General features: G+C 68.9%; 23 protein-coding genes and 1 pseudogene. 14 read left to right on the forward strand and 10 right to left on the reverse strand.

Annotated features, from left to right (window positions below):
- Positions 1 to 12: 12 nt before the first annotated feature.
- The 3 genes from AC3IPP_RS17340 to AC3IPP_RS17350 form a co-directional block, all read right to left on the reverse strand.
- Entirely contained in the window at positions 13 to 1,299 is a 1,287-nt protein-coding gene (locus tag AC3IPP_RS17340; RefSeq protein WP_489149845.1) for a cystathionine gamma-synthase family protein, read from the reverse strand.
- A gap of 117 nt (positions 1,300 to 1,416) precedes the next feature.
- The gene (locus AC3IPP_RS17345) at positions 1,417 to 2,727 is read right to left on the reverse strand and encodes an FAD/NAD(P)-binding protein (RefSeq protein WP_489149846.1); all 1,311 of its coding nucleotides are present in this window, start codon (positions 2,725 to 2,727) and stop codon (positions 1,417 to 1,419) included.
- A gap of 43 nt (positions 2,728 to 2,770) precedes the next feature.
- Positions 2,771 to 4,270 carry a phosphomannomutase/phosphoglucomutase gene (locus AC3IPP_RS17350; RefSeq protein ID WP_489149847.1) on the reverse strand — a complete coding sequence of 500 codons (1,500 nt, stop codon included), beginning with the start codon at positions 4,268 to 4,270 and terminating at the stop codon, positions 2,771 to 2,773.
- A 189-nt stretch (positions 4,271 to 4,459) separates the two neighbouring features.
- On the opposite strand from AC3IPP_RS17350, the gene gpmA reads away from it, so the two are divergent.
- The 3 genes from gpmA (at position 4,460) to AC3IPP_RS17365 (ending at position 7,156) form a co-directional block, all read left to right on the forward strand.
- The gene (gene gpmA, locus AC3IPP_RS17355) at positions 4,460 to 5,173 is read left to right on the forward strand and encodes a 2,3-diphosphoglycerate-dependent phosphoglycerate mutase (RefSeq protein WP_489149848.1); all 714 of its coding nucleotides are present in this window, start codon (positions 4,460 to 4,462) and stop codon (positions 5,171 to 5,173) included.
- Positions 5,170 to 5,799: a bifunctional diaminohydroxyphosphoribosylaminopyrimidine deaminase/5-amino-6-(5-phosphoribosylamino)uracil reductase RibD gene (locus AC3IPP_RS17360; RefSeq protein WP_489149849.1), complete on the forward strand. Its 630-nt coding sequence runs from the start codon at positions 5,170 to 5,172 to the stop codon at positions 5,797 to 5,799. Before gpmA ends, AC3IPP_RS17360 begins: the two co-directional genes overlap by 4 nt.
- An 85-nt stretch (positions 5,800 to 5,884) precedes the next feature.
- Positions 5,885 to 7,156, forward strand: coding sequence for a pentapeptide repeat-containing protein (locus AC3IPP_RS17365; protein ID WP_489149850.1), 1,272 nt, complete (start codon positions 5,885 to 5,887; stop codon positions 7,154 to 7,156).
- A 67-nt stretch (positions 7,157 to 7,223) separates the two neighbouring features.
- On the opposite strand, the gene AC3IPP_RS17370 is transcribed toward AC3IPP_RS17365, so the two are convergent.
- Positions 7,224 to 7,703 (reverse strand): Hsp20 family protein, encoded by a 480-nt coding sequence (locus AC3IPP_RS17370; protein ID WP_489149851.1) that lies wholly within the window; start codon positions 7,701 to 7,703, stop codon positions 7,224 to 7,226.
- Between the two features lie 264 nt (positions 7,704 to 7,967).
- On the opposite strand from AC3IPP_RS17370, the gene AC3IPP_RS17375 reads away from it, so the two are divergent.
- The 3 genes from AC3IPP_RS17375 (at position 7,968) to AC3IPP_RS17385 (ending at position 10,802) form a co-directional block, all read left to right on the forward strand.
- Positions 7,968 to 8,768 (forward strand): class I SAM-dependent methyltransferase, encoded by an 801-nt coding sequence (locus AC3IPP_RS17375; protein ID WP_489149852.1) that lies wholly within the window; start codon positions 7,968 to 7,970, stop codon positions 8,766 to 8,768.
- Positions 8,769 to 8,862: 94 nt separating this feature from the next.
- Positions 8,863 to 9,774, forward strand: coding sequence for a class I SAM-dependent methyltransferase (locus tag AC3IPP_RS17380; RefSeq protein ID WP_489149853.1), 912 nt, complete (start codon positions 8,863 to 8,865; stop codon positions 9,772 to 9,774).
- Entirely contained in the window at positions 9,771 to 10,802 is a 1,032-nt protein-coding gene (locus tag AC3IPP_RS17385; protein WP_489149854.1) for an alpha/beta fold hydrolase, read from the forward strand. Before AC3IPP_RS17380 ends, AC3IPP_RS17385 begins: the two co-directional genes overlap by 4 nt.
- A gap of 4 nt (positions 10,803 to 10,806) precedes the next feature.
- Here the strand turns inward: AC3IPP_RS17385 and hisN are convergent, their stop codons facing one another.
- The gene (gene hisN / locus AC3IPP_RS17390; RefSeq protein WP_489149855.1) at positions 10,807 to 11,589 is read right to left on the reverse strand and encodes a histidinol-phosphatase; all 783 of its coding nucleotides are present in this window, start codon (positions 11,587 to 11,589) and stop codon (positions 10,807 to 10,809) included.
- Positions 11,590 to 11,716: 127 nt separating this feature from the next.
- Positions 11,717 to 11,938 (reverse strand): annotated as a pseudogene (locus tag AC3IPP_RS17395) (helix-turn-helix domain-containing protein); the annotation flags it as partial.
- 173 nt (positions 11,939 to 12,111) lie between these two features.
- Here AC3IPP_RS17395 and AC3IPP_RS17400 point away from each other — a divergent pair.
- Positions 12,112 to 12,369, forward strand: a complete 258-nt coding sequence (locus AC3IPP_RS17400; protein WP_087141785.1) for a GlsB/YeaQ/YmgE family stress response membrane protein — start codon at positions 12,112 to 12,114, stop codon at positions 12,367 to 12,369.
- Between the two features lie 71 nt (positions 12,370 to 12,440).
- Here AC3IPP_RS17400 and AC3IPP_RS17405 read toward each other — a convergent pair whose 3' ends face one another.
- On the reverse strand, positions 12,441 to 12,902 hold the full coding sequence (locus AC3IPP_RS17405; RefSeq protein ID WP_489149856.1) for a superoxide dismutase: 462 nt from the start codon (positions 12,900 to 12,902) through the stop codon (positions 12,441 to 12,443).
- A gap of 130 nt (positions 12,903 to 13,032) precedes the next feature.
- Here AC3IPP_RS17405 and AC3IPP_RS17410 point away from each other — a divergent pair, with 130 nt between their 5' ends.
- A complete protein-coding gene (locus AC3IPP_RS17410; protein WP_489149857.1) occupies positions 13,033 to 14,697 on the forward strand; it encodes a GNAT family N-acetyltransferase in 1,665 nt (554 codons plus the stop codon).
- Between the two features lie 63 nt (positions 14,698 to 14,760).
- Here AC3IPP_RS17410 and typA read toward each other — a convergent pair whose 3' ends face one another.
- Entirely contained in the window at positions 14,761 to 16,593 is a 1,833-nt protein-coding gene (gene typA, locus AC3IPP_RS17415; RefSeq protein WP_087141782.1) for a translational GTPase TypA, read from the reverse strand.
- 156 nt (positions 16,594 to 16,749) lie between these two features.
- A complete protein-coding gene (locus tag AC3IPP_RS17420) occupies positions 16,750 to 17,796 on the reverse strand; it encodes a YeiH family protein (protein WP_489149858.1) in 1,047 nt (348 codons plus the stop codon).
- 81 nt (positions 17,797 to 17,877) lie between these two features.
- Here AC3IPP_RS17420 and AC3IPP_RS17425 point away from each other — a divergent pair, with 81 nt between their 5' ends.
- Positions 17,878 to 18,765 carry a LysR substrate-binding domain-containing protein gene (locus AC3IPP_RS17425; protein WP_489149859.1) on the forward strand — a complete coding sequence of 296 codons (888 nt, stop codon included), beginning with the start codon at positions 17,878 to 17,880 and terminating at the stop codon, positions 18,763 to 18,765.
- A 6-nt stretch (positions 18,766 to 18,771) separates the two neighbouring features.
- Here the strand turns inward: AC3IPP_RS17425 and AC3IPP_RS17430 are convergent, their stop codons facing one another.
- Entirely contained in the window at positions 18,772 to 20,820 is a 2,049-nt protein-coding gene (locus AC3IPP_RS17430; protein WP_489149860.1) for an OPT family oligopeptide transporter, read from the reverse strand.
- Between the two features lie 104 nt (positions 20,821 to 20,924).
- On the opposite strand from AC3IPP_RS17430, the gene mutM reads away from it, so the two are divergent.
- The 5 genes from mutM to rpsT all read left to right on the forward strand — a co-directional run bounded on the left by mutM (position 20,925) and on the right by rpsT (position 23,848).
- A complete protein-coding gene (mutM, locus tag AC3IPP_RS17435) occupies positions 20,925 to 21,788 on the forward strand; it encodes a bifunctional DNA-formamidopyrimidine glycosylase/DNA-(apurinic or apyrimidinic site) lyase (protein WP_489149861.1) in 864 nt (287 codons plus the stop codon).
- Positions 21,789 to 21,880: 92 nt separating this feature from the next.
- A complete protein-coding gene (locus AC3IPP_RS17440; RefSeq protein ID WP_489149862.1) occupies positions 21,881 to 22,369 on the forward strand; it encodes a hypothetical protein in 489 nt (162 codons plus the stop codon).
- Positions 22,369 to 22,587: a helix-turn-helix transcriptional regulator gene (locus AC3IPP_RS17445; RefSeq protein ID WP_400541486.1), complete on the forward strand. Its 219-nt coding sequence runs from the start codon at positions 22,369 to 22,371 to the stop codon at positions 22,585 to 22,587. The genes AC3IPP_RS17440 and AC3IPP_RS17445 overlap by 1 nt, the downstream gene beginning before the upstream one ends.
- A gap of 39 nt (positions 22,588 to 22,626) precedes the next feature.
- A complete protein-coding gene (locus AC3IPP_RS17450) occupies positions 22,627 to 23,412 on the forward strand; it encodes an enoyl-CoA hydratase (protein WP_087141775.1) in 786 nt (261 codons plus the stop codon).
- Between the two features lie 166 nt (positions 23,413 to 23,578).
- Positions 23,579 to 23,848, forward strand: coding sequence for a 30S ribosomal protein S20 (gene rpsT / locus AC3IPP_RS17455; protein ID WP_025978008.1), 270 nt, complete (start codon positions 23,579 to 23,581; stop codon positions 23,846 to 23,848).
- Positions 23,849 to 24,353 lie beyond the last annotated feature (505 nt).

The raw sequence follows: 24,353 nt of genomic DNA on the forward strand, positions 1-24,353 counted from the left end.
CCGCAAAGGACCTCAGGTCGCGGACAGGGCCTGATCCAGATCTGCCCACAGGTCGTCGACGTTCTCGATGCCGACCGACAGGCGCACCAGATTGTCGCCGATGCCGCTGCGCGCCTTGGCTTCGGGCGTATAGTCCGAGTGGGTCATGCTGGAGGGGTGGGACGCCAGGCTCTCGGCGCCGCCCAGGCTGACCGCCAGCTTGAACAGGCGAAGCGCGTTCAGCATGCGGAAGGCTTCGGCCTCGCCGCCGGGAAGCTCTAGCGAGAAGGTCGAGCCGGAGCCCTTGCACTGGGCCTCGAAGATCGCCTGCTGTTCGGGCGAGGCGTCCGGCCCGCCGGCGGTCAGGACGGCGCTGACGCGCGGATCGGCGCGCAGGCGTTCGGCCAAGATCAGGGCGTTGTCCTGCGCCCGCTCCATGCGGATGTGCAGGGTCTCCAGGCTGCGCAGCAGCAGCCAGGCGGTGTGCGGATCGGCGGTCGTGCCGCAGATGGTCCGCATCTCGCCGACGCGGGCCATGATGTCCGCCCCGCCCATGCAGCCGCCCGCGATCAGGTCCGAATGGCCGCCGACGTATTTGGTCAGGGAATAGAGGACGAGGTCGGCGCCCAGCTCCAGCGGGCTCTGCCACAGGGGGCCGAGGAAGGTGTTGTCGACGGCGATGACAGGCGCTTCGGCCTGACCCAAGGCCTGGGCGCCGGCGACGGCGCGGGCGATATCGACCAGCTGGTTCGTCGGGTTGGCGGGGGTCTCCAGATAGACGGCGGCCAGGCGCCCGCCCGTCGCCTTCGCCTCGGCGGCGGCGGAGATCATGGCCGCGTCCAGGGCGTCGGCGCCCTCGGCGGCGGGGACGCTGATCGCCTTGACGCCATAGCGGGGCAGGATGCGGTCGAACAGGTATTCGGTGCCGCCATAGGCCGGGGCCGTATAGACGATGACGTCGCCGGGCCGCACCAGCGCCAGCATGGCGGTCGAGATGGCGGCCATGCCGCTGGAGAAGACCAGGGCCTTGTCGGCCTTGTCCCAGACGGCGAGACGGTCTTCCAGAATCTCAAGGTTCGGATTGTTGATGCGCGAATAGATCAGGCCCAGGGCTTCGTCCGGGTCGCGCTGGCGCAGGCCATAGGCGACTTCGAAGAAGCGTTTGCCGTCCTCGGCCGATTTGAAGACGAAGGTCGAGGCCTGGAACAGCGGCGCCTTGATCGCGCCCTCAGACAGGGTCGGATCATAGCCGTAGCCCATCATCAGGGTTTCAGGCGCGAGGGTGCGATCCCCAAGTACGCGGATGCGGTGACGGTTCATTTTTGTGTTTCCTCTCCTGTCTCGGTGATAGCCGACCCAGGAAGGGCCCGCCAGACGCTAAGTCTCGGAGAGGAAGGCGCCAAGCCTTGGAAGTTCCGTTCGTCTGAGCGGCTCGCGTCAACCGACGAGGATGCGGGCCAGGGCCTCGATGCGCTGGCGGATGTCCGGCACGGCGATGGTCTCCCAGAAGGCCGCGCGGGCGGGCGGGCCGAGTACGAACAGGCTGGGGTCGGCGGCGCCGTCGGCGTGGATGACGCGGCTTTCCGCGTCGAGGTCGAGGCCGAGATCGACCGCATCGATGCGAGCGCGGCCTTCGGCGATCAGGGCGGCCGTCAGGGGCGCGCGGGCGGCGTCGTGACCGGGGCCGGTGCAGTCGATCAGCCAAGCGGCGCAGAGCGCTTGAGTCTCGCCATTCCGTGTACGGACGGTAAGGCGCGCGTTTCGATCGCCGGTCGCGGTCGCCTGGGCGCGGCCGGCGACGACGGTCAGGCGGTTCGCCGCTTCCAGCCCTTCCAGCACGGCGGCGATTTCGGGGGCGATGCGATGACGGCGCACGTCCCACCAGGGGCGCAGATGGCGCAGGAAGCGGCCGCGCTGGGCGGTCGTCGCCGCGCGCCACAGTTCGGTGGTGATGGGGCGATAGCCTTCCATGACCCGTCGCCAGCTGTGCGCATTCGCCAGCGTCCTCGCGACGGCCAGACGGCGCGACAGGGCGCCCTCCAGCGCCTCGGGCGGCAGGTCGATCGGAGCGTCGTGATGGGTGCCGTGGGCGAGAGGCAGCAGGCCGCGCCGCGACACGACCGTCGCCCGACCGCGCCAGCCCTGGGCCTGAAGCGCCAGGACGACGTCGACCATGGTCAGGCCCGAGCCGAGGATCAGCACGTCGTCCTCAGGCGCGACGGCGGTCAGGGCGTCGGGACGCCACGGATCGGCGATGCGGCGGGGGTCTTCGCCCGCAACGGCGGGACGCGGGGGCGGGTTGCCGGTGGCCAGCACCACGGCGCGACCGGGGATGCGGGCGCCGTCGGCGAGGATGACGCTCTCACCCTCGATGCGCGCAGCCTCGCCCCTCACGCGGCGCATCAGGCCGGGATGGGCCGCGTCGGTCTCGGCCAGACGGGCCAGTATATAGAGGCCGTAGAGGCGGCGCGGGGCGAAGCCGTTCGGATCGGCGAAGGCGGGCGCGTGGACCGCTAACCAGTCGGCGAAGTCGGCGGGCCGGTCGGCGCGGGCGCTCATCCGCTCGGCGCGGACGTTCAGCCGGTGGTCGTCCAGCGGCGTGGAATAGGCGACGCCGAGACCGACCTGTTCGCCGCGCTCGATCAGGACTGAGGCCTGGCCCGCCTCGGCCAGTCGCGCGGCCAGCATGGCGCCGGAGAACCCGCCGCCGACGATGACCACGGGGAGGGAGGCGGCGGCGTCGTTCATGGGGCGAGCATCGTCCACGACGCCGCCGCCGGTCAAACCGGAATCAGATTTCCTGGTTGAAGGCGCCGATTTCCGGGTGGGCGGCCAGGCGAGGCTTCACTTCCTTGCGGAATAGGTCGCGCATGTCGTCGGCGGACCTCATGCTCTCGACCACGACCACCAGCTCAGGCTTGTTGCTCGAGGCGCGGACCAGCACCCAGGAGCCGTCTTCCAGATGGACGCGCACGCCGTTGACGGTGATGGCCTCGACGATCTTGCGGCCGAGGATCGAGCCGCCGGAGGCCGCCAGTTCCTCGTATTCCTTCACGATCTTGGCCAGCACGTCGTACTTCAACTCGTCGTCGCAGTGCGGCGACATGGTCAGGCTGGTCCAGGCGTCGGGCAAAGCGGACTTCAGTTCCGACAGCGACTTGCCGGGGTTGCGGTCCAGCATGGCCAGCACGGCGCCAGCGGCGACCAGGCCGTCGTCATAGCCGTGGCCCAGATCGCCCGACAGGAAGAAGTGGCCCGACTTCTCGAACCCGGCCAGGGCGCCCAGCTCGGCGGTCTTGCGCTTAATGTAGGAGTGGCCGGTCTTCCAGTAGACGGTGGTGGCGCCGTTGGCCTTGAGCACCGCGTCGGTCTTATAGAGGCCGGTCGACTTTACATCGACGACGAAGGTGGCGTTCGGGTGGATGGCCGACAGGTCGCGGGCCAGCATCAGGCCGATCTTGTCGGCGAAGATCTCCTCGCCCGTGTCATCAACCACGCCGCAGCGGTCGCCGTCGCCGTCGAAGCCCAGGGCCAGGTCGGCGCCCGTCTCCTTCACCTTTTCCGCCATCGCCACCAGCATGACGTGGTCTTCGGGGTTCGGATTGTATTTGGGGAAGGTGTAGTCGAGGTCGGTGTCCATTTCGATCACCTCGGCGCCCATCAGGCGCAGCACCTCAGGGGCGAAGGCGCCGGCCGTGCCGTTGCCGCAGGCGGCCACGACCTTGAGCGGGCGGGACAGCTTCAGCTTGGACGCCACGTCCTTGATGTAGGTCTCGCGGAAGCCTTCGACGCGCTCCAGCCTGCCGCCGGGGCGGGCGACGCCCTGGCCGTTCAGGACGATCTCCTTCAGGCGGCCCATCTCGTCGGGGCCGAAGGTCAGGGGGGCCTGAGCGCCCATCTTCACGCCGGTCCAGCCGTTCTCATTGTGGCTGGCGGTGACCATGGCGACGCAGGGGCAGTCCAGCGCGAACTGGGCGTAGTAGGCCATGGGCGATAGGGCCAGGCCGATATCCAGCACCTCCATGCCGCCTTCCAGCAGGCCCAGGATCAGCGCCTGCTTCACCGACAGGGAATAGCCGCGGAAGTCATGGCCCACGGCGATCTTCGGCGTCTGGCCGATCTCGTGGACATAGGTGGCCAGGCCCAGGCCCAAAGCCTGAATGCCCAGCAGGTTGATTTCTTTTTCCAGAATCCAGCGGGCGTCGTATTCGCGAAAGCCGGTCGGCTTGACCAGAGGCAGGGTTTCATACTCCGCGGTGTTGGGGCGGATGTCCTGACGGGGCTTTTGCATAAGTCTTCCTAGATGGGCCGCAGTGCGTCCTCGGCCTATAGCCTCACCCTGCTCGAGAGGCCACAACGCGCGACCCTTGTTATCGCTGCGCCGCGTCATTGGATGATTTCATCGAGCGGCGAAACCTTGACCGCCCCTGCGTCGGGGGCCTAGCGAGAAACCCAGATACGGATGTTCCCGGAGACCCTGATGACCCGCCTGATCCTGCTGCGCCACGGCCAGAGCCAATGGAACCTTGAAAACCGCTTCACCGGCTGGGTCGACGTCGACCTGACGGCGGAGGGCGAGGCTCAGGCGCGGCGCGGCGGCGAGCTGATCGCCGAGGCGGGCTTCAAGCCTGCGGTCATGTTCACCTCGGTGCTGAAGCGGGCCAAGCGCACGGGCGCTTTGGCGCTGGACACGGCGGGCCTCAAGGACGTGCCGGTGATCGAGGACTGGCGCCTGAACGAGCGCCATTACGGCGGCCTGACCGGGCTGGACAAGGCCGAGACGGCCGCCAAGCACGGCGAGGACCAGGTCAAGGTCTGGCGCCGCAGCTATGACGTGCCGCCGCCGCCTATGGCGCCGGGCGGCGAGTTCGATTTCGACGCCGACCCTCGCTACGCCGGCAAGGAAATCCCGGACACCGAGAGCCTGAAGACCACCCTGGACCGGGTGCAGCCCTATTGGGACGCCGAGATCGCCCCGCGCCTGAAGGCGGGCGAGGACGTGCTGATCGCCGCCCACGGCAACTCCCTGCGCGCCATCGTCAAACTGCTGTTCGCCGTGCCGGACGACCGGATCGTCGATGTCGAGATCCCGACCGGCAACCCGCTGGAGATCGATCTGGACGCGGCGCTGAAGCCGGTCGCCGCCCGCTATCTGGATGAGGGGCGGGCGCAGCCCCTGCCGCAAATCGCGTGAGCGGCGCGGCGGACGACGCCGTCTTCATGCGGCGGGCCATCGATCTGGCCCTCAGCCGCATGGGCGAGACCTGGCCCAATCCGGCGGTCGGCTGCGTCCTGGTCAAGGACGGGGTCGTGCTGGCCGAGGCGGCGACGGCGCCGGGCGGACGCCCTCACGCCGAGGAGCAGGCCGTGCCCGAGGCGGGCGAGGCCGTGAAGGGCGCGACCGCCTATGTGACGCTGGAGCCGTGCGGCGCCCGCTCGTCGGGACGCAAGTCCTGCGCCCACTTCCTGGCCGAGGCCGGGATCGAGCGGGTGGTGATCGCCGCGCTGGACCCCTCGCCCTTCGCCTCGGGCCGGGGCACGGAGCGGCTGCGCCAGTCGGGCCTGATGGTCGAGACGGGTCTGTTGTGCGAAGCGGCCTCGGTTCTGAGCGAGGGCTTCCTGCACCGGCTGGAGACGGGCCGCCCGATGGTGCGCGTCAGCGCTGACGGGGCGGGCTTCGACGGGCGGTTCGCCGCCTCTCCGCGCGCCGATCTGACGACCGAGCTGAACCGGCTGGGCGAGGCGGGCTACACCCGCCTGTGGGCCCAGGAAGGCGAACTGGCCGAGGCCCTGCGCGCGCAGGGCCTGCTGACGGAATAGGTCGAGGGTCCGGCGGGCGGAAACGACGCGAAAACGGTTGTTTCCGCAAAGCTTCCTTAATCCGACGTAAGCCATGATCGGCGCCATGAGCGAGGCCGTCGAACCCGTCCGCAGAAAGCTGACTCAGGAAGAGGTCGACGCCGTTTGCCTGAAGCACGACCGCCTGTGGCAGGCGCGGCCGGGCGGGGCGCGGGCGGTCTTCGCCTGGATGGACCTGTCGGGCGTCTCCTTGCGCGGCCGCAACCTGGCGGACGCCGACTTCACGGCGGCTTGTCTGATCGGCTGCGACCTGACGGGCGCCAAGCTGGACAACGCCAACTTCTTCGGCGCGGACATGCAGGACGTGACCCTGATCGACGCCAGCATGCGCCGGGCGGACCTGCGCGGGGCCTGCCTGCGCGGCGCGGACCTGTCGGGGGCCGACCTGTTCGAGGCCGACCTGCGCGAAGGCACCATCGCCGCCAAGGACGCCAAGCTGGGCTTCCGCGTCGTCGAGGCGAGGAAGCGCGCCGACACCCAGGCGCAGGGCGCCGTGCTGGCGGGCGCCAATCTGCAACGCTCGCGCATGACCGGCGTCGTCGCCGTGGCCGCCGATTTCACCGACGCCATCATGAAGGACTGCAAGCTGGTCCGGGCCAATCTGAAACAGGCCAGCTTCCGCGGCGCCGATCTGGCCGGGGCGGACCTGTCGGGCGCCGACCTGTCGGGGGCGGATCTCAGCGACGCCATCCTGGTGGGGGTCAAGGCCGCCATGTGGCGGACGGACGGGGCCAATATGGACGGCGCCCTGGTGGACAATCGCCCGGCGGGCGAGCCGGTCAGCCAGATGCCCGCCGCCGAGATGCTGCGCGACCACGCCCAATGGTGCGAGACGGGCGGAGCCGAGGGCCAGCCCTCGGTGTTCGACGGGGTCGATCTGCGGCCGCTGGTGACCATTCGCGGGCTGAACCTGACGGCCTTGTCGGCCAAGGGGGCGGTCTTCTATGGCCTGGACATGGAGGGGGTGCAGCTTCAGGGCGCGCAACTGGAGGGCGCGGACCTGCGCTCGGCCAATCTGCGCCGGGCTGATCTGCGCGGCGCGCGGTTGACGCGGGCGCGGCTGAACGGGTCGGACCTGCGCGAGGCTCAACTGGGGCCGCTGATGCTGGCGGCGGATCGCTTGCTGCCCGCCGATCTGACGGGGGCGATCCTGCGCGGCGCGGACCTGACGGGCGCGGACCTGCGCCGCGCCGTGATGGTCGACGCCGACCTGAGCCGGGCGACCCTGCACGGGGCCCAGACCAAGCAGACCGACTTCACCGGCGCCCAGACGAACGGCGCGCGCGGGCTGGACCCGGTGGATCTGCACGCGGCCTAGGAACAGCGCACGAAAAAGGGGCGACGCGAACGCCGCCCCTTCGACTTTTCAGTCAAGCAAAAGGCCTTTAGGCCGCCTTCTTGGCCTTGGTCTCGACCTTGCCTTCCATCAGGGGCGAGTTGGTGGCGATCTCGATGCTGCGGGGCTTGAGGGCCTCGGGCAGTTCACGCTTCAGCTCGATGGTCAAAAGGCCGTTGGCCAGGGCCGCGCCCTTGACCACCACATAGTCAGCCAGCTGGAAGCGGCGCTCGAAGTCGCGCTCGGCCAGGCCGCGATGCAGATAGGTCTTCTGGGGGGCGCCGTCGTCGTTGGCCGCCTTCTTGCCGGTGACGGTCAGAAGGTTCTCCTTCGCCTCGATGTTCAGCTCGTCGGCCGAGAAACCGGCGACGGCGATCTCGATGCGATAGGCGTCCTCGCCGGTCGTCTCGATGTTGTAGGGAGGCCAGCCGTTCTCCTGGCTGGAGCGCGCGGCGCTTTCCAGCTGGCGGGCCAGGCGGTCGAAGCCGACGGCGGAACGGTACAGCGGCGAGAAATCATAGGTACGCATGGGTCATCCTTCTGACATTCAGCAAGGTTGAGCCGTCCGGCGATTTGGCCCCGGACGACGGAGGGTTTCAGTCCCGCCGGTCCGAAATCGGCCCCGTCGGGTCTGGAGAGCCCGGGATCGGCGCTCTCGGATGAAGAGGTAGGAGGTCGTTTTTCCGGCGCAAGGGGCGCGCGAAATCGTCGCTCGCCGCATCGGCGCCTTGCCGTCGCCGCGAAGCGCCGTATGGGTTTTACCTTCGTCGTCCTGGATCGACCGGAGCCCGTCATGCGAACCTTCGCCCTCAGCGCCGTCGCCGCGCTTGTTCTCGCCTCGCCGGTTCTGGCGCAGTCGGGGCCTCCGGACGCCGCGCCGCTGCCGCATCGGCAGGGCCTGTCGATGGAGATGCCGAGCTTCTCCGAGGATGCGGCGCTGCAGGCGGCCGTGGCCGCGACGACCCGGCCCGAGGCCGACCGCGCCCGTGACGGCGAGCGCCACCCGTTCGAGACCCTGACCTTCTGGGGGCTGCAGCCGGGTCTGACGGTGGTGGAGATCGAGCCGGGCCGCGCCGGCTGGTGGCGCAACATTCTGGAGCCCTATGCGGCGGCGACCGGCGGGCGCTACGTCCCGGTCAACCGCCCGACCGAGGGCATGGGCGTCGAGGACGGGACGGCGGACATGGTCGTGGTGGCCCGCGCCTTCCACAACTGGTCGCGCGACGGCCGAGCCGAGCCCTATCTGGCGGCCTTCTTCACGGCGCTGAAACCCGGCGGCGTGCTGGCGGTCGAACAGCATCGCGCGGCCGAGGGGCTGAACGTGACGGAGACCGCGCCGAACGGTTATGTGCCCGAGAGCTGGGTCATCCACGCCGCCCGCCGCGCCGGCTTCGAGCTGGAGGCCCGCAGCGAGCTGAACGCCAACCCCAAGGATGACCGCGACCACCCGTTCGGCGTGTGGACGTTGAAGCCCACGCGCACCTCGGAACGCGACGGCCGGACCTTGACGGCGGATGAGCGGACGGCGCTGGACGCCATTGGCGAAAGCGATCGCATGACCCTGCGTTTCCGCAAGCCTCACGCTGCGGATTGACGGCCGCGATGACAATGCAGTGCGTGGTTTTGACGCTGGCGCAGAAGCGCCTTAAGCCCCAAGCGAAGACATCCGGCGGCGAGAGGAAACGCGCATGACAGAACGATCGACACGGCGATCCGTCCTGACCGGCGCGAGCGCCCTGGCCCTGATCACGCCGCTGTTCGGCCTGGCCGCCTGCGGCCGCAAGGAAGAGGCGCCGACGCCCGCTGCCCCCGAAGCGCCGAAGGGCCCGCCCGAAGGCTCGCTGGAGTGGGCCGTCGCCGGTTCGTGGCGCACGGCGGAAGACAAGGCGCGCGACGTCTGGCGTCATCCGGTCGAGACCCTGCGCTTCTTCGGGCTTCAGCCGAAGATGACGGTGATCGACTTCTGGCCCGGCAGCGGTTGGTATGCGGAGATTCTGGCCCCCTATCTGAACAAGGGCGGCGGCGCCCTCTATCTGGCGGGCTTCGTCGAGGGGCCGAACGCCGATCCGGCCCAGGTCGCCATCAACAACGCCCTGAAGGCCCGCATCCTGGCCGACAAGAAGCTGTACGGCCCGGTGCAGTTCCCCGCCTTCGGTCCCGGCTCGCCGCCCGTGGCGCCAGCGGGGACGGCCGACATGGTGCTGTTCATGCGCTATATTCAGGCCTGGATGGCGGCGGGCATTGCGGAAAAGGCGTTCGCCGACGCCTTCGCCGCCCTGCGTCCCGGCGGCATCCTGGGGATCGAGCAGCATCGCCTGCAGCCGGACGAGGATCAGGATCCGGCCGCCGCCAACGGCTATGTGCAGGAAGCCTTCGTCAAACAGCTGGCCCAGGAGGCCGGCTTCGTCTTTGTCGAGGCGTCCGAGATCAACGCCAATCCGGCCGACACCAAGGATCACCCCTTCGGCGTCGAGACCCTGCCGCCGCGTCGCCTGACGGCGCCGCTGGGCCAGCCGGCCGACCCCGAGTTCGACGGGGCGAAGTATGACGCCATCGGCGAGAGCGACCGCATGACGCTGAAGTTCAGGAAGCCCGAGTGAACCGCACCGCCGCCTTCGCCGCCCATGCGCCCCTGATGGGGGTGCCCGGCGCCGCCAGCCCGCCGGGGGGCGAGGGCGACTGGTTCCGCGGCGCCGGGGGTCTGCGCCTGCGCGCCGGTTTCTGGACGCCCTCGACCCTGCAGGCCAAGACGCCGCGCGGGACGGTCATTCTCAGCCCCGGCCGCACCGAGCCGATCGAGAAGTATTTCGAGCTGATCGGCAACTTCCTGGCGCGCGGCTTCTGCGTTCTGGCGCACGACTGGCGCGGCCAGGGGCTGTCGGCGCGGCTGCTGCCCGACCGCCTGCGCGGCCACGCCCGCGCGGTCGAGGAATTCCTCGATGACTACGCCCGCCTGCTGGACGCCTATGAGGCGCGCGCGCCCAAGCCGTGGATCATGGTCGGCCATTCGATGGGCGGCGCCCTGAACCTGTTGACGCTGGAAGGCGACGAAACGCGTTTCGCCGGCGCCGTCCTGTCCAGCCCCATGCTGCGGATCAAGACCGGCAAGCGGTCGATGTGGACGGTCAAGCTGGCGGTGCGCTGGGCGCTGCGCCACGGCAAGGCCGGGGACTATGTGCTGGACGACCCGGACGATCCCTTCGACCACACCTTCGAGACGGACGGCCTGACGTCGGACCAGGCGCGCTACGATCTGTGGCGGCAACAGCTCTACGCCTGCCCGCACCTGGCCATCGGCGGCCCGACCTGGGGCTGGCTGGCCTTCGCCCTGGACGCGGGCGAGCGGGCGCTGAAGCCGCGCGCGCTGAAGGGGGTCAAGATCCCCGTCTGCGTGGTTCAGGCGGCTGAGGACGACAAGGTCTGGAAGCAGACCAACCGCTGGGCCGCCCGGCGCATGGGCCGAGGCCGCTACGTCGAGGTTCCGGCGGCCAGGCATGAGGTCATCATGGAGGTCGACGACCTGCGCGGCGTCTTCCTGCACGAGTTCGACGCCCTGGCCGACTATGTGGCGCCGGGCGCCGCCGCGCCGTCGGCCTCTCCGGCCGCGCGGACCGCCGAACCGACCTGATCGCTCAGACGACGCCGAGCAGGGGCAGGGCCTGGATCGTCAGGCGCGCGTCGCCGGTCGCCAGGACGCGGCCGTCGGCGGCGTGCGGCGACCCGCCTCGCCAGTCGGTGAAGCGGCCGCCCGCCGCCTCGACCAGAGGCTTGTGCGCCGACCAGTCCCAGACCTTCAGCTCGCTTTCGGCCACCAGGTCGATGCGTCCGGCCGCGACCATGGCGTAGGCGTAGCCGTCGCAGCCTAATCGGGCCAGGCGGGCGGCGGCGCGCAGGCGGTCCCAGGCGGCGCGGTCGTCGCCGACGAAGACCTCGGGATCGGTGGTGGCGATCACGGCCTGGCCCAGATCGGGGCAGGCGCGGGTTCTCAGCGGGGTTTCCGCGCCGTCCTTTAACAACCGCGCGCCCGAGGGGCCGCCGAGGAAGACCTCGCCCAGATAGGGCTGGCCGACAGCGCCGATCACGGGAACGCCGTCCTGGCGTAGAGCGATCAGCGTGGTCCACAGGGGCAGGCCGGCGATGAAGGCGCGGGTGCCGTCGATCGGATCCAGCACCCAGACGTGGTCGGCGTCGGGCCGGTCCTCGCCGTATTCCTCGCCGATGACGCCGTGGTCGGGATAGCGGGCGGCGATCAGGCGGCGGATGGCCGCCTCGGCGGCGCGGTCGGCCTCGGTGACAGGGTCGAAGGCGCCGGGGCCGCCCTTGTCTTCCTGCAGGAAGTCGCCCCGAAAGAAGGGCAGGGCGACGCGCGCGGCCTCATGCGACAGTTCGACGGCGAAGGTTTCCAGCTCGGTCATGCCCCGGCCATACACCGCCCGGAGCGCGATGGCCCAAAATTCATTGAATCAAGGGCTCATTGAGCCGGGAAGGCGATCAGGCGGCGGCGGCCAGCGGCGCGTCGGGGCGGGGCTGACCGCTGTCCGGGCTTTCGCCGGCGCCGTCGTAGAAATAGCTGACCGGCGTCTGCAGCGCCTCGGCCAGTTCCCACAGGCGGGCGGCCGAGATGCGGTTGGCGCCGCACTCGTACTTCTGAATCTGCTGGAACCGTATGCCGATGCGGTCGCCCAACTGCTGCTGGGTCAGGCCCAGCAGGCGGCGACGGCGGCGCAGGCGACGACCCAGGTGAAGGTCGATCTCGGCGGGCATGACGACTCTCCTGTCTTCCTCGGCCTGTGCCGGATCGGCACGGACGCCAAGGCGCGTCGCAAGCGGCGTGCCGTTTTCGCCCCAAAGGCGAGAGGCTGAGGCGAAGGCGCAACCCGACGCCCGCCCGCGCATTACGGCCAAGGCAGTCAGCTTTTCAGGAAGGGAAGAGAAGCATGGGTGGATTTGGATTTATCGCCTGGATCATCATCGGCATCGTCGCCGGATGGCTGGCGGAGAAGATCATGAAGCGGGATCACGGCCTGCTCACCAATCTGATCGTCGGCGTCGTCGGCGCCCTGATTGGCGGGTTCCTGGCCAACAATCTGCTGGGGGTGGACGCGGCGGGTAACTGGATCGTCGGCGTCATCGTCGCCACCATCGGCGCGGTGGTTCTGTTGTTCCTGCTCGGCCTGGTGAAGCGGCGGAGCTGATCGGCGCCTTATCGAACAAGAAAAAAGGGGCGGCCCCTCGGGCCGCCCCTTTTGCCGTCGAACCAGACGATTTAGTGAGGTTCGTCGCCGTTCGGTTCGTCGCTGGTCGGCTCATCGGCCAGCGGCGCGTCGGCCGGGGGGGCGTCAGCCGCGGCGTCCGGGGTCGGCTCAGCCGTGTCCGAGGCGATCGGAGCGGCCGACTGAATGTCCGAGGCGCTGGCGTCGACGACGATGTCGGCGCCGTCCTGACGGATGCCGGCCAGCGGCACCGGGCGAACCTGGCCATCGGCGGTGCGGACGGTCAGTTCCTGACCGTTGGCGCCGTTCTGGACGCCGACCAGTTTGCCGATCTCGGCGCCGTCGCTGCCCTTGACGGTCGAGCCCGGCGTGAGGGTCAGGCTCTGGGGAGCCGCGGCCGCCTCAGCGGGAGCCGGTTCGGGCGTCTGCGGCGTCGTGGCGTCCTGGGCGAAAGCAGGGGCGGCGATGAGGAAGGCGCCGGCGATGCCGGTCAGCAGGGCGGTCTTGCGGATCATGAGAAACTCCTGAAAGGGCGAGCCCGGCGCTCGCGAAAAAATGAACCCCCGTGATCTCTGATGGTTTCACCTGCCCCGAAATGACCTTCTACTTGCCCCAAACGACCGATTCTTGCTCTTCGGAGGTTGATTGACCAAACCGAGCGCAAAACACGACCCTTGGCGGATCACGCGTCGACTGGCGGGGCTGGCCTATGAGCTGACGCCGCAGATGTTCGCGGTCGCCACCTTCCTGCTGGGCGGGGTGATGCTGCTGTCGGCGGTGACGCCCGCCTTCAGCGATCGGCTCAGCGCGCTCGGGCGTTTCTATCCGCCGCTGCTGATCGACCTGTCCCACTTCGCGGCGAGCGTGACCGGCTTCGTCCTGCTGCTGATCTCGGCGGGGCTGTGGCGGCGTCGGCGCGGGGCCTATTACGCGGCGCTGGGCGTCCTGCTGGTCGGGGCGGTCTTCTCGCTGATGAAGGGGCTGGACTGGGAGGAGGCGATCGAGCTGACCCTGGCGGCGGCCCTGTTGACGCCGTGCCGGTCGGCCTTCAACCGGCGCTCGCGTCTGGGCGAGCCGCTGCGGCCCGGTTGGCTGCTGATGCTGGCGGCGGCGGTGGCCGCCATGCTGTGGCTGGGCCTCTTCGCCTATCGCGACACGGCCTATACGGACGAGCTGTGGTGGACCTTCCTGGTCGACAAGCAGGCCTCGGGCTTCCTGCGCGCCGGGGCTGTGCTGGCCCTGCTGACCCTGGCGGTCGGGGTGCGCTCCCTGCTGACGGCGCCGGGCGCCCGCAGCCACGGCCCGGCGGCCCCCGCCGACGTCGATCGCGCCCGGCAGGCGCTGGAGACGGCCGAGATCGCCACGCCCGAGGCGAGCCTGGCCCTGCTGGGCGACAAGGCCCTGTTGTTCAGCCCCTCGGGCCGCAGCTTCATCGCCTATCGCGTGCGCGGCCGCCGCTGGATCGCCATGAGCGAACCGGCCGGGCTGAAGGAAGAGCGGCTGGAGCTTTTATGGGCCTTCGCCGAGATGGCCGACAGCTATGGCGGGGCGGCGGTCTTCTATTCGGTGAGCGAGGGGCTTCTGGCCGACCTGGCGACCCTGGGCCTGGCCATGCGCAAGGTGGGCGAGGCGGCGGTGATCGACGCCGCCCATTTCACGACCGAGGGCAAGGGCAAGCAGAACCTGCGCACCGCCGTGAACCGGGCCGAGCGTGAGGGGGCAAGCTTCGAGGTGGCGCCGCCGGGCGCGGCGCGGGCGCTGGAGGCCGAGTTGCGCGCCGTGTCCGACGCTTGGCTCAAGCACCACAACGGCTCGGAGAAGGCCTTCTCCCTGGGCCGGTTCGACATCGACTACCTGGATCGCCAGCCCCTGGCCGTGGTGCGCGAGAACGGCCGCATCGTCGCCTTCGCCAATCTTCTGGTCGGGGCCGGCGGGCGCGAGGCGATGATCGACCTGATGCGTCATGATCCCGAGGGGCCGCATGGGGTCATGGACTATCTGTTCACCCGCACGGCCCAGTGGGCGCGCGAGCAGGGCATGGACCGGCTGGACCTGGGCATGGCGCCCCTGTCGGGTCTGGAGGATCGCCGCATGGCGCCGGTCTTCGCGCGCGTCGGCGCCCTGGTGTTCGAGGAGGGGGGCGCCGTCTACGGCTTCCAGGGCCTGCGCGCCTACAAGGCCAAGTTCGGTCCCGCCTGGCGGCCGAAATTCATCGCCGCTCCCACGACCACGCCCCTGGCGCTGGCCCTGCTGGACGTGGCCTTGCTGACCAGCGGCGGCTGGCTGGGTCTGCTGGGGCTGAAGAAGTAGCGACCGCGCACAAAAAAGGCGGCCCGCAGGGGCCGCCTTCTTCGTTTCGGCTGGTCGCCGGGATCAGTCGGCGCGGACGCGCTTCTTGCGGAAGGAGGGGTTCAGGATTTCCTTGCGCAGGCGGATCGACTTGGGCGTGACCTCGACCAGTTCGTCTTCCTCGATATAGGCGATGGCCTGTTCCAGGCTCATCTTGCGCGGCGGGGTCAGGCGCACGGCCTCGTCCTTGCCCGAGGCGCGGACGTTGGTCAGCTGCTTGCCCTTGATCGGGTTGACGTCCAGGTCGTCCCAGCGGCTGTTCTCGCCGATGATCATGCCCTGATAGGTCTTCTCGCCGGCGTTCACGAACATGACGCCCCGGTCTTCGAGGTTCCACAGGGCGAAGGCGGCGGTGTCGCCGTCCGAGTTCGACACCAGAACGCCCTTCAGGCGGCCTTCGATGGCACCCTTGTGCTCTTCATAGTGCGAGAACACGCGGTTCAGCACGCCCGAGCCGCGCGTGTCGGTCAGGAATTCGCCCTGATAGCCGATCAGCGAGCGCGACGGGCACTTCAGCTGGATGCGGGTCTTGCCGGCGCCCGACGGGCCCATGTCGGTCAGTTCGGCCTTGCGGGCCGACAGCTTCTCGATAACCACGCCCGAGAATTCGTCGTCGACGTCGATCATGACGTCTTCGATCGGCTCAAGCTTCTGGCCGTTCTCGTTGGTTTGATAGACCACGCGGGGACGCGAGATCGACAGTTCGAAGCCCTCGCGGCGCATGTTCTCGATCAGCACGCCCAGTTGCAGTTCGCCGCGGCCGGCGACTTCATAGGCGTCGGAGTCGGGCGTCTGGGTGATGCGGATGGCGACGTTGGCTTCGGCTTCCTTCAGCAGGCGGTCGCGGATCACGCGCGACTGGACCTTGTCGCCTTCGCGGCCGGCCAGCGGGCTGTCGTTCACGCCCACGGTCATCGAGATGGTCGGCGGGTCGATCGGCAGCGACGGCAGGGCCTCGGTCACTTCCAGGGCGCACAGGGTGTCGGCCACGGTGGCTTTCGACATGCCGGCGATGGCCACGATGTCCCCGGCCTCGACGCCGTCATCGATCGGCTGACGCTTCAGGCCGCGGAAGGCCAGCACCTTGGTGATGCGGCCTTGCTCGATGGTCTTGCCGTCGCGCGACAGGGCCTTGATGGCCATGCCGGGAACCGCCTTGCCCGAGTGGATGCGGCCGGTCAGCAGACGGCCCAGGAAGGGATCGCTTTCGATCAGCACGTTCAGGATCTGGAACGGCTCGTTGACGCGCGCCTGGGCGACCGGAGCCGGAACGTGGTCCACGATCAGGTCGTACAGCGGGTGCAGGTTCTCGCTCGGCTGGTTCAGGTCCAGCGTGGCCCAGCCCGAACGGCCCGAGGCGTAGATGACCGGGAAGTCCAACTGCTCGTCCGTCGCGCCCAGGGCGGCGAACAGGTCGAAGGTCTCGTTCAGAACGCGGTCCGGATCGGCGTGGGCGCGGTCGACCTTGTTGATGCACAGGATGGGACGCAGGCCCATGCGCAGGGCCTTGGTCAGCACGAACTTGGTCTGGGGCATGACGCCCTCTTCGGCGTCGACCAGCAGAACGCAGCCGTCCACCATGCCCAGGATGCGCTCGACCTCGCCGCCGAAGTCGGCGTGGCCAGGGGTGTCGATGATGTTGATGCGGGTCTCGCCCGCCTTGCCGTTCCACAGCACCGAGGTGCATTTGGCCAGAATGGTGATGCCGCGCTCGCGCTCCTGGTCGTTGGAGTCCATGGCGCGTTCCGTGGTCGCCTCATTGGCGCGGAACAGGCCCGACTGGGCGAGAAGGGCGTCAACCATGGTCGTCTTGCCATGGTCGACGTGGGCGATGATGGCGATGTTGCGCAGGTTCATTTCGGGCTCGGGCGGACTGTGTTCGGTCACGGATGGGCCGCGCCGCTGCAAGAAGGTTGCAGAGAAGGGAAGGGTTCGGGGCGCCTCTTACAGGGATGCGGGCCAAAACGCCAGTCCAGTGCGTAATCGCGTTCAGCAGGCGGGCGACCCCAGGGGTCAGCCCAGCGGCAGGAAGGCGATCACCGCCAGCGCCAGCAGCCCGATCAGCAGGGCCGACAAGGCGGCGACGGCGGCCACGCGCGGCCCGGCGCGGACCACGGCGCGCGGATCGACCATCAGCCCCAGCGCCGCCATGGCGATCAGCGTCAGCGCCGAGACGGAGACCTGCAGCGGCGGCAGGATCGCCTCGGGCAGCCAGCCCAGCGAGCGCGCGGCCATCAGGGCCAGGAAGACCAGGATGAACCAGGGCGCCATCTGATGCAGCTTGGGTCCGCGCCCGGCTTCGCTCTGCTTTGAACGCATGAGGCCCAGGATCAGGCAGACCGGCCCCAGCATCAGCACGCGCACCAGCTTGACCACGGCGCCCGTCTGGACGGCGGCCATCCCGGCGGGGGCGGCGGCGGCCAGCACCTGGGGCACGGCGTAGACGGTCAGGCCCGCCAGCACCCCGACCCGCGTGGCGTCATAGCCCATCATGGCCCCGACGGCCGGGACCAGCAGCACCACGGCGATACCCAGCACGGCGGTGAAGCCGATGGCGGCGGCCACGTCTTCTCCCTCCGCTTCGATGACGGGGGCGACGGCGGCGATGGCCGAGTTGCCGCAGATGGCGTTGCCGCACGCGACCAGCAGGGCCATGGCGTGCGGCAAGCTGAACGCCCGCCCCAGCGCATAGCCGCCGACGATGGCCACGGCGACTACGCCGACGATCGCCAGCAGCAGCCAAGGCCCCAGCGCCGCCACGGCCGCGCCCGAGACGGTGGCGCCCAGCAGCGCCACGGCGACCTCCAGCAGGGTCTTGGCGCTGAAGGTCACGCCCGGCGTCCACAGCGACGACGGCGTCCAGACCAGGCGCAGTCCCGCCCCGATCAATATGGCCAGCACCAGGCCCTCGACCCATGGATGCGCGAACAGCCGGGTCTCGACGATCTGCAGCCCATAGGCGACGGCGCCGATCACGGCCGATAGGGCGACGCCAGGCAGCAGGCGCGCCAGGCCCGTCAGGCGGCGAGAGGAAGCGGCATGGTCGAGAGCGGCGGTCATGCGGTTCTTATCCGCTCCGCCATCTGATCGATCCAACGCGTAGTTATGGACTTAATGATCGATTTAATCGATCAATGACGTATGACGCTGGAACAACTCCGCATCTTCGTCGCCGTGGCCGAGCGTCTGCATATGACGCGAGCGGCCGAGGCTTTGCACCTGACGCAGTCGGCGGTCAGCGCGGCGGTCAATGCGCTGGAGACGCGGCACGGGGCGCGGTTGTTCGACCGGGTCGGGCGCGGCCTGGCGCTGAACGCGGCGGGAACGGCGTTCCTGCCCGAGGCGCGGGCCGTGCTGGCGCGGGCCGAGGCGGCCGAGCGGCTGCTGGACGAACTGGCGGGGTTGAAGCGCGGTTCGGTGCGGCTGTTCGCCAGCCAGACCATCGCCGCCTATTGGCTTCCGCCGCGCATGGCCGCCTTCGCCCAGAGCCATCCGGGCATCGAACTGCGCCTGTCGATCGGCAACACCCATCAGGTGGTCGAGGCGGTGCTGGCGGGCGAGGCGGAACTGGGCCTGATCGAGGGCGCCGAGGACGCGCCCCGGCTGGAGCGGACGCGCATCGCCGCCGACCGGCTGATCGTGGTGGCGGCGCCGGGTCATCCGCTGGCGGATCGGGACGGGCCTCTGGCGGCGTCGGACCTTAAGGCGCTGGACTGGGCCCTGCGTGAGGCGGGCTCGGGCACCCGCAGCGAGTTCGAGGCGGCCCTGCCGCGCGGTATGGCCGCATCGGACCTGAAGACGGCGCTGGTGCTGCCGTCCAATGAGGCGATCCTGACGGCGGTGGCGGCCAGCACAGGAGAAGGCGGCGGGCTGGTGACAGCGATTTCGGAACTGGCCGCCCGACCCCTGATCGAGGCGGGGCGGCTGGTTCGTCTGCCGCTGGATCTGCCCGAGCGGCCCTTCTATCGGCTGCGCCACCGCGAGCGCAGCGCCAGTCGGGCGGCGGAAGCCTTCGCCGCCGCCCTCTAGTTCGGCTTAGACCTGCGCCGAGCGGCGGCGCACCCAGGCGTAAAGGGCGTAGGTCAGGACGGCGAAGGCGATCAGACCGGCCCACATGGCGGGCCAGCCGCTGTCGGCGGGCAGCAGGGCGAAGGGCGCCTCCTTCTTGGTGCCGACGATGACGGCGGCGGTGAAGACGCCGAACAGGCTTTCGCCCACGATCAGGCCGGACGCCAGCAGCACGCCCATGCGGCGGGCCACATCGGCGTAGCGGGTCGACTTGACCGCCCGGTCGTACAGCCAGCCGCAGACCGCGCCGATGACCAGCATGGTGGTGACGGCGGCCGGCAGATAGACGCCGATGCCCGCAGCCAGCGGCGGCAGCTTGATCTTATCATTGGTCGTGCGGCGCAGGATGACGTCGAGGATGATGACCAGAACGCCGACCACGGCGCCGATGCCGATCAGGTCCCAGCGCAGGTCGCCGCTGATGACGCCCTTGGCCAGGGCCGAGATCAGGGTCGCCTGTGGCGCAGCCAGGGTCTGCGAGCCCTGGACGATGGCGGGCGGGCCGCCTTCGAAGCCGAAGGCCTGGTTCATCATGTCCAGCACGAAGGGGATAACCAGGGCGCCGGCGACGACGCCGACCAGCAGGGCTGTCTGCTGACGCCAGGGCGTGGCCTCGACCAGCTGGCCGGTCTTGAGGTCCTGCAGGTTGTCGTTGGCGATCACGGCCACGGCGAAGACCACGGCGGTGACGATCAGGGCGAAGGCGACGATCGACGGATCGGCGGGCACCCCGGCGATGGCCAGCACGCCCAGCATCAGCAGGGAGGCGATGATGATGGCCAGGATGCCGACGCCGGACACCGGGCTGTTGGACGAGCCGATCAGCCCGGCCATGTAGCCGCAGATGGCCGCCACGGCGAAGCCGATGACCACGACATAGACCAGGCCGCCGATCACCAGCAGCGGGGCCGATCCGGCCAGGCTGGTGCCCTGGGCCACGACGGCCAGCAGGACGGCGATGCCGACCAGGGCGGCGACGGAGATCAGGCCGACCAGCTTGATGGGAATGTCCTGCTCGGCCAGTTCCAGCGTCTCGCCGTGGGCGCGGCGCGCCTGGGCGGAGATGGCCGAGGCCAGGCCCGCGACCAGGGGCTTGGCCAGCTTGGCCAGGGTCCACAGGGCGGCGACGCCGATGACCCCGGCGCCGATGAAGCGGACCTCCTGGGCCCAGACGCTCATGGCCAGGCCCTCGGCGCCGGCTTCGGCGGGAACCCCGGCCGCGATGGACGGCACGCCGTTGGCGGCGGCCCAGGCGACGAATTCGGGCGAGGTCAGGATGGGCACGAAGATCAGCCAGGCCAGGATCAGGCCGAACAGCTGGGTCAGGCCGACCGCCAGGCCGATCAGGTGGCCGGCGCCCAGCAGAGCGAACTGCATGGAGAAGCCGACGCCGGTCGCCCCGCCGCCCATCGCGGCCGGAAGGCGCAGGAAGGCGGTGGTTTCATGGGCGAAGACGCGGGCGGCGGCCAGGAAGCCGAAGAAGGCTGAAGTGATCGCCCCGCCCATGACCACGAACAGGCCGGACTTGTTCTCGCGCACGGCCTCCTCGGTCTGCTCCGCGCCGGGCGAGCCGACCTTCAGCACCTCGGCGGCGGCGACGCCCTCCGGGTAGGGCAGGCCGCCCTGGACGACCAGGGTGCGGCGCAGGGGAATGGAGAAGGTCACCCCCAGCACCCCGCCCAGCACGCAGATCATCACCGACTCCCAGAAGGGGAAGTTCATCCACCAGCCGATCATCACCAGACCGGGCAGGACGAAGATGATGGCGCTCATCGAGCCGCCGACCGAGGCGACGGTCTGGACGGTCATGTTCTCCCAGATAGTCGAGCCGCGGAACGCCCGCAGCAGGGCCATCGAAATGACCGCCGCCGGAATGGCCGAGGCGAAGGTCAGGCCGACCTTCAGGCCCAGATAGGTGTTGGCCGCCGTGAAGACCGCCGCCAGCACGCAGCCCAGGATCAGGGCGCGGATCGTCAGTTCGATGCGTTTGCCGGTTCCGGCGGGTTTGTCCGTCATGCGGTAGCCTCGTGAATTTGCCGGGAGGCTAAGCCTGAAAGCCGGGCCGTGACAACGGGGCGCGCCTCTTCTCTGACGTCCTTTCAGCCGCTACCTCTGCATCCATGCCCGAATTGCCCGAAGTCGAAACTGTCCGTCGCGGCCTGGAGCCTGTGCTGGAAGGCGCGCGTCTGACCGCGCCGCGCCAGAATCGGGCGGACCTGCGCTTTCCTTTCCCGGAGCGCTTTATCGAGCGCCTGGACGGGGCGACGGTGCTGCGGCTGGACCGACGGGCCAAGTATCTGCTGTTCCCCCTGTCGACCGGCGAGACCTGGGTGACGCATCTGGGCATGACGGGGCGGTTCACGCTGGAAGGCGTCGCGCCGGGCGTGTTCGAGACCGAGGCGCCGCTCGTGGGCAAGCATGAGCATATGAGCCTGACGGCGGACCGGAGCGGGGTGTTGACGCGGCTGGGCTATGCCGATGCGCGGCGTTTCGGCTTCATGGGCCTGATTCCGACCGAAGGGGTGGCGGATCACGCCTGGTTCGCCAAGCTGGGGCCGGAACCGCTGGGCAACGCCTTCTCGGGCGCGCATCTGGTCGAGGCCTTCGCGGGGAAGGCCCAGAACATCAAGGTGTCGTTGCTGGATCAGAGCATCGTGGCGGGGCTGGGCAACATCTATGTGTGCGAGGCGCTGTACCGGGCGCGCATCTCGCCCCTGACGGCGGCGGGCAAGGTCAGCCGCCCCCGGCTGGAGCGGCTGGCGGTCGAGGTGCGCAACGTGTTGGCCGACGCCATCGCGGCGGGCGGCTCGACCCTGAAGGACTTCGCCAATGTCGAGGGTGGTCAGGGCTATTTCCAGCATCGCTTCGACGTCTACGGCCGCGAGGGCGAGCCGTGCCGCACTGAAGGCTGCTCCGGCGTGGTCGGCCGCATCGTCCAGGGCGGCCGCTCGACCTTCTTCTGCTCCGTCTGTCAGAAGCGGTGATTTGTCGTAAAATTTCGACTTAATGTAAAAAATAATAGACATCGTGTCAGTATGATGTGACTTTTCTCCGTGACAGCAGTCAGGAGCGCGTCATGACCTTTCGCGAAAAACACCTGTGGGTCGCCATTGTCGCCGGCCTGGTGGTCTGGGGCGCCTACGCCTGGCGATTCGGCGAGCGCATGCTGGCCGGAGGACTGAAGCAGACGGACTTCGCCGCTGACATGGGCGGGCTGTTCGTGCTCGGCCTGATCGCCGTGGTGGTGCTGGAAAGCGGGCTGACGGCCCTGGCCATGCTGACCACCTCCAAGGCCGAGCGCCGGGCGCGCGACGAGCGCGAGGGCGTGGCGACGCTGCAGGCCAGCCATGTCTCGCTGATGCTGCTGATCGGCCTGCTGGTGACGGTCTCGGCGGTCGCCTACGGCGTCGGCTTCTGGGGCAGCGTGAAGCCCGAGGGGCTGGCGCGGTGGATGATCCCGGGCAATGGACTGGTGGTGCTGGCCAATGCGGTGCTGGGCTGCATCATGCTGTCGGAACTGGCGCGCTGGGCCTTGTCGCTGGCCCTGCTGAAGCGGGGGCGGTGATGGGCAAGGCGCCGCCTCCTATAAAGAACCGCATCCGCGAACTGCGCTTTCACGCCAACGAGATGACCCAGGCCGATCTGGCCGCGCGCATCGGCATGACGCGCCAGACCATCGTGGCCATGGAGCAGGGCAAGTACTCGCCCAGCCTGGAGGCCGCCTTCCGCATCGCCCAGGTCTTCGGCGTCGAGATCGGCGAGGTGTTCCAGTGGGAGGGCTGAGGCGCTAGACCTCCGCTCAACGATGTAGAGGAGCGCCTGATGGCCGACGCCTATTCCACCCTGCTGATCGAACGCCACGCCGACGGCTATGCGGTCGTCACCCTGAACCGGCCCGAGGCGCTGAATGCGCTGAACACCACCCTGACCGGCGAACTGGGCGACTTCCTGGAGAGCGTGGCCGACGATGACTCCGTCAGGTGCATCGTCCTGACCGGCTCGGTGAAGGCCTTCGCCGCCGGCGCCGACATCAAGGAGATGGCGGATCAGGCCTATGCCGACATGTATCGCGGCAACTTCTTCGCCCGCGCCCATGACCGGGTGGCGAGCTTCCGCAAGCCGATCATCGCGGCGGTGTCGGGCTATGCCCTGGGCGGCGGCTGCGAACTGGCCATGCTGTGCGACTTCATCATCGCCTCGGACACGGCCAAGTTCGGGCAACCCGAGATCAACCTGGGCGTGGCGCCCGGCATCGGCGGCTCGCAGCGCCTGACCCGCGCCGTGGGCAAGGCCAAGGCGATGGACATGTGCCTGACCGGCCGGATGATGGACGCGGCCGAGGCCGAGCGTTCGGGCCTGGTTTCGCGCGTTGTGGCGGCCGACGCCCTGCTGGACGAGGCGCGCGCGGCCGCCGCCAAGATCGCCGGCCAGTCGATCCTGGCCGTCATGGCCAATAAGGAGCTGGTCAACGCCGCCTTCGAGACGACCCTGGCGCAAGGGGTGGTGTTCGAGCGCCGCCTGTTCCACTCCCTGTTCGCCTTCGACGATCAGAAGGAAGGCATGGCCGCCTTCGTCGAGAAGCGCAAACCCGCCTTCACCGGCCGCTGAATCCATGTCGGGGCCGGATGATATGGGGCGCAAACCCCGGTCCCGACTCAATTCCAGCGGGATCGCGTTGACCGTCCGAGGGCTTTCCGCTATAGCCGCCCGCTCTTGAGATTTTCTCGCCGTGGACGTGTGGTTTACGGCGTTTTCGTTCGAAGGTTTTTACCCGATGGCCAACAATGCAGGCGCCCGCAAGGCGATCCGCAAGATCGAAGCGCGGACCGAAGTGAACAAGGCCCGCCGTACCCGCGTCCGTACCTACCTGCGCAAGTTCCAGGAAGCCGTCACGGGCGGCGACGTGGAAAGCGCCAAGGCCGCCTTCATCACCGCCCAGTCGGAACTGATGCGCGCCGTGTCCAAGGGCGTCGTTCACAAGAACACCGGCTCGCGCAAGGTCAGCCGTCTGGCCGCCCAGCTGAAGAAGCTGTCGGCCGCCTGATTTCGCACGGCGCTCGGACGGGTCTTCACGGCTTCGTCAAACGGCGCAATGTGACGGCTACGGAGGGCCTGTAACGGGCGTTTCGTAAAAGAATGCAAGAAATTCAACGGCGAGGAAGCGCAAGCTCCCTCGCCGTCTTGCTGTCTGCTCCTAAGTCACGCTTACGGATTCTGGTTCTCGATTGAGGCGAAATCGCCATTTTCCCAAGCCCTGCCGAGGTTTGCTGGAGTCAATCAATTTAAGTGCGAATCTCGACTCGAATCAGCGTTGATCTCCGCCGCGCCGGGGGTAAGTTGAAGGGGTAACGCACTTCCGTCCTTTCTGGATGAAGACGAGGGAAATCAATGGTTTCCCTTGGTGCGAGATGTCTGTCTGTGAGTACGACCCCGCTTGCGAAGTCCAGCTTCGCGAGGCGAGAGAAGTCGTCCCTGGATATGGCCTCTCGAAGGGCGTTCGTCGGTGATAACTCTTGTGGCGGGTGTTCTGAATGATCGGGGGCGCGGTA

The sequence above is a fragment of the Brevundimonas sp. KH_060 genome (assembly GCF_057838275.1).

Bases quoted from the DNA above. Each gene is read 5' to 3' on its own strand.
- typA (WP_087141782.1), bottom strand. From the start codon at position 16,593: ATGAACCTGCGCAACATCGCCATCATCGCCCACGTCGACCATGGCAAG.
- AC3IPP_RS17430 (WP_489149860.1), bottom strand. From the start codon at position 20,820: ATGACGGACAAACCCGCCGGAACCGGCAAACGCATCGAACTGACGATC.
- AC3IPP_RS17405 (WP_489149856.1), bottom strand. From the start codon at position 12,902: ATGATCCGCAAGACCGCCCTGCTGACCGGCATCGCCGGCGCCTTCCTC.
- AC3IPP_RS17370 (WP_489149851.1), bottom strand. From the start codon at position 7,703: ATGCGTACCTATGATTTCTCGCCGCTGTACCGTTCCGCCGTCGGCTTC.
- AC3IPP_RS17445 (WP_400541486.1), top strand. From the start codon at position 22,369: ATGGGCAAGGCGCCGCCTCCTATAAAGAACCGCATCCGCGAACTGCGC.
- gpmA (WP_489149848.1), top strand. From the start codon at position 4,460: ATGACCCGCCTGATCCTGCTGCGCCACGGCCAGAGCCAATGGAACCTT.
- hisN (WP_489149855.1), bottom strand. From the start codon at position 11,589: ATGACCGAGCTGGAAACCTTCGCCGTCGAACTGTCGCATGAGGCCGCG.
- AC3IPP_RS17340 (WP_489149845.1), bottom strand. From the start codon at position 1,299: ATGAACCGTCACCGCATCCGCGTACTTGGGGATCGCACCCTCGCGCCT.
- AC3IPP_RS17420 (WP_489149858.1), bottom strand. From the start codon at position 17,796: ATGACCGCCGCTCTCGACCATGCCGCTTCCTCTCGCCGCCTGACGGGC.
- AC3IPP_RS17375 (WP_489149852.1), top strand. From the start codon at position 7,968: ATGCGAACCTTCGCCCTCAGCGCCGTCGCCGCGCTTGTTCTCGCCTCG.
- AC3IPP_RS17450 (WP_087141775.1), top strand. From the start codon at position 22,627: ATGGCCGACGCCTATTCCACCCTGCTGATCGAACGCCACGCCGACGGC.
- rpsT (WP_025978008.1), top strand. From the start codon at position 23,579: ATGGCCAACAATGCAGGCGCCCGCAAGGCGATCCGCAAGATCGAAGCG.
- AC3IPP_RS17425 (WP_489149859.1), top strand. From the start codon at position 17,878: ATGACGCTGGAACAACTCCGCATCTTCGTCGCCGTGGCCGAGCGTCTG.
- mutM (WP_489149861.1), top strand. From the start codon at position 20,925: ATGCCCGAATTGCCCGAAGTCGAAACTGTCCGTCGCGGCCTGGAGCCT.
- AC3IPP_RS17345 (WP_489149846.1), bottom strand. From the start codon at position 2,727: ATGAACGACGCCGCCGCCTCCCTCCCCGTGGTCATCGTCGGCGGCGGG.
- AC3IPP_RS17365 (WP_489149850.1), top strand. From the start codon at position 5,885: ATGAGCGAGGCCGTCGAACCCGTCCGCAGAAAGCTGACTCAGGAAGAG.
- AC3IPP_RS17440 (WP_489149862.1), top strand. From the start codon at position 21,881: ATGACCTTTCGCGAAAAACACCTGTGGGTCGCCATTGTCGCCGGCCTG.
- AC3IPP_RS17380 (WP_489149853.1), top strand. From the start codon at position 8,863: ATGACAGAACGATCGACACGGCGATCCGTCCTGACCGGCGCGAGCGCC.
- AC3IPP_RS17350 (WP_489149847.1), bottom strand. From the start codon at position 4,270: ATGCAAAAGCCCCGTCAGGACATCCGCCCCAACACCGCGGAGTATGAA.
- AC3IPP_RS17400 (WP_087141785.1), top strand. From the start codon at position 12,112: ATGGGTGGATTTGGATTTATCGCCTGGATCATCATCGGCATCGTCGCC.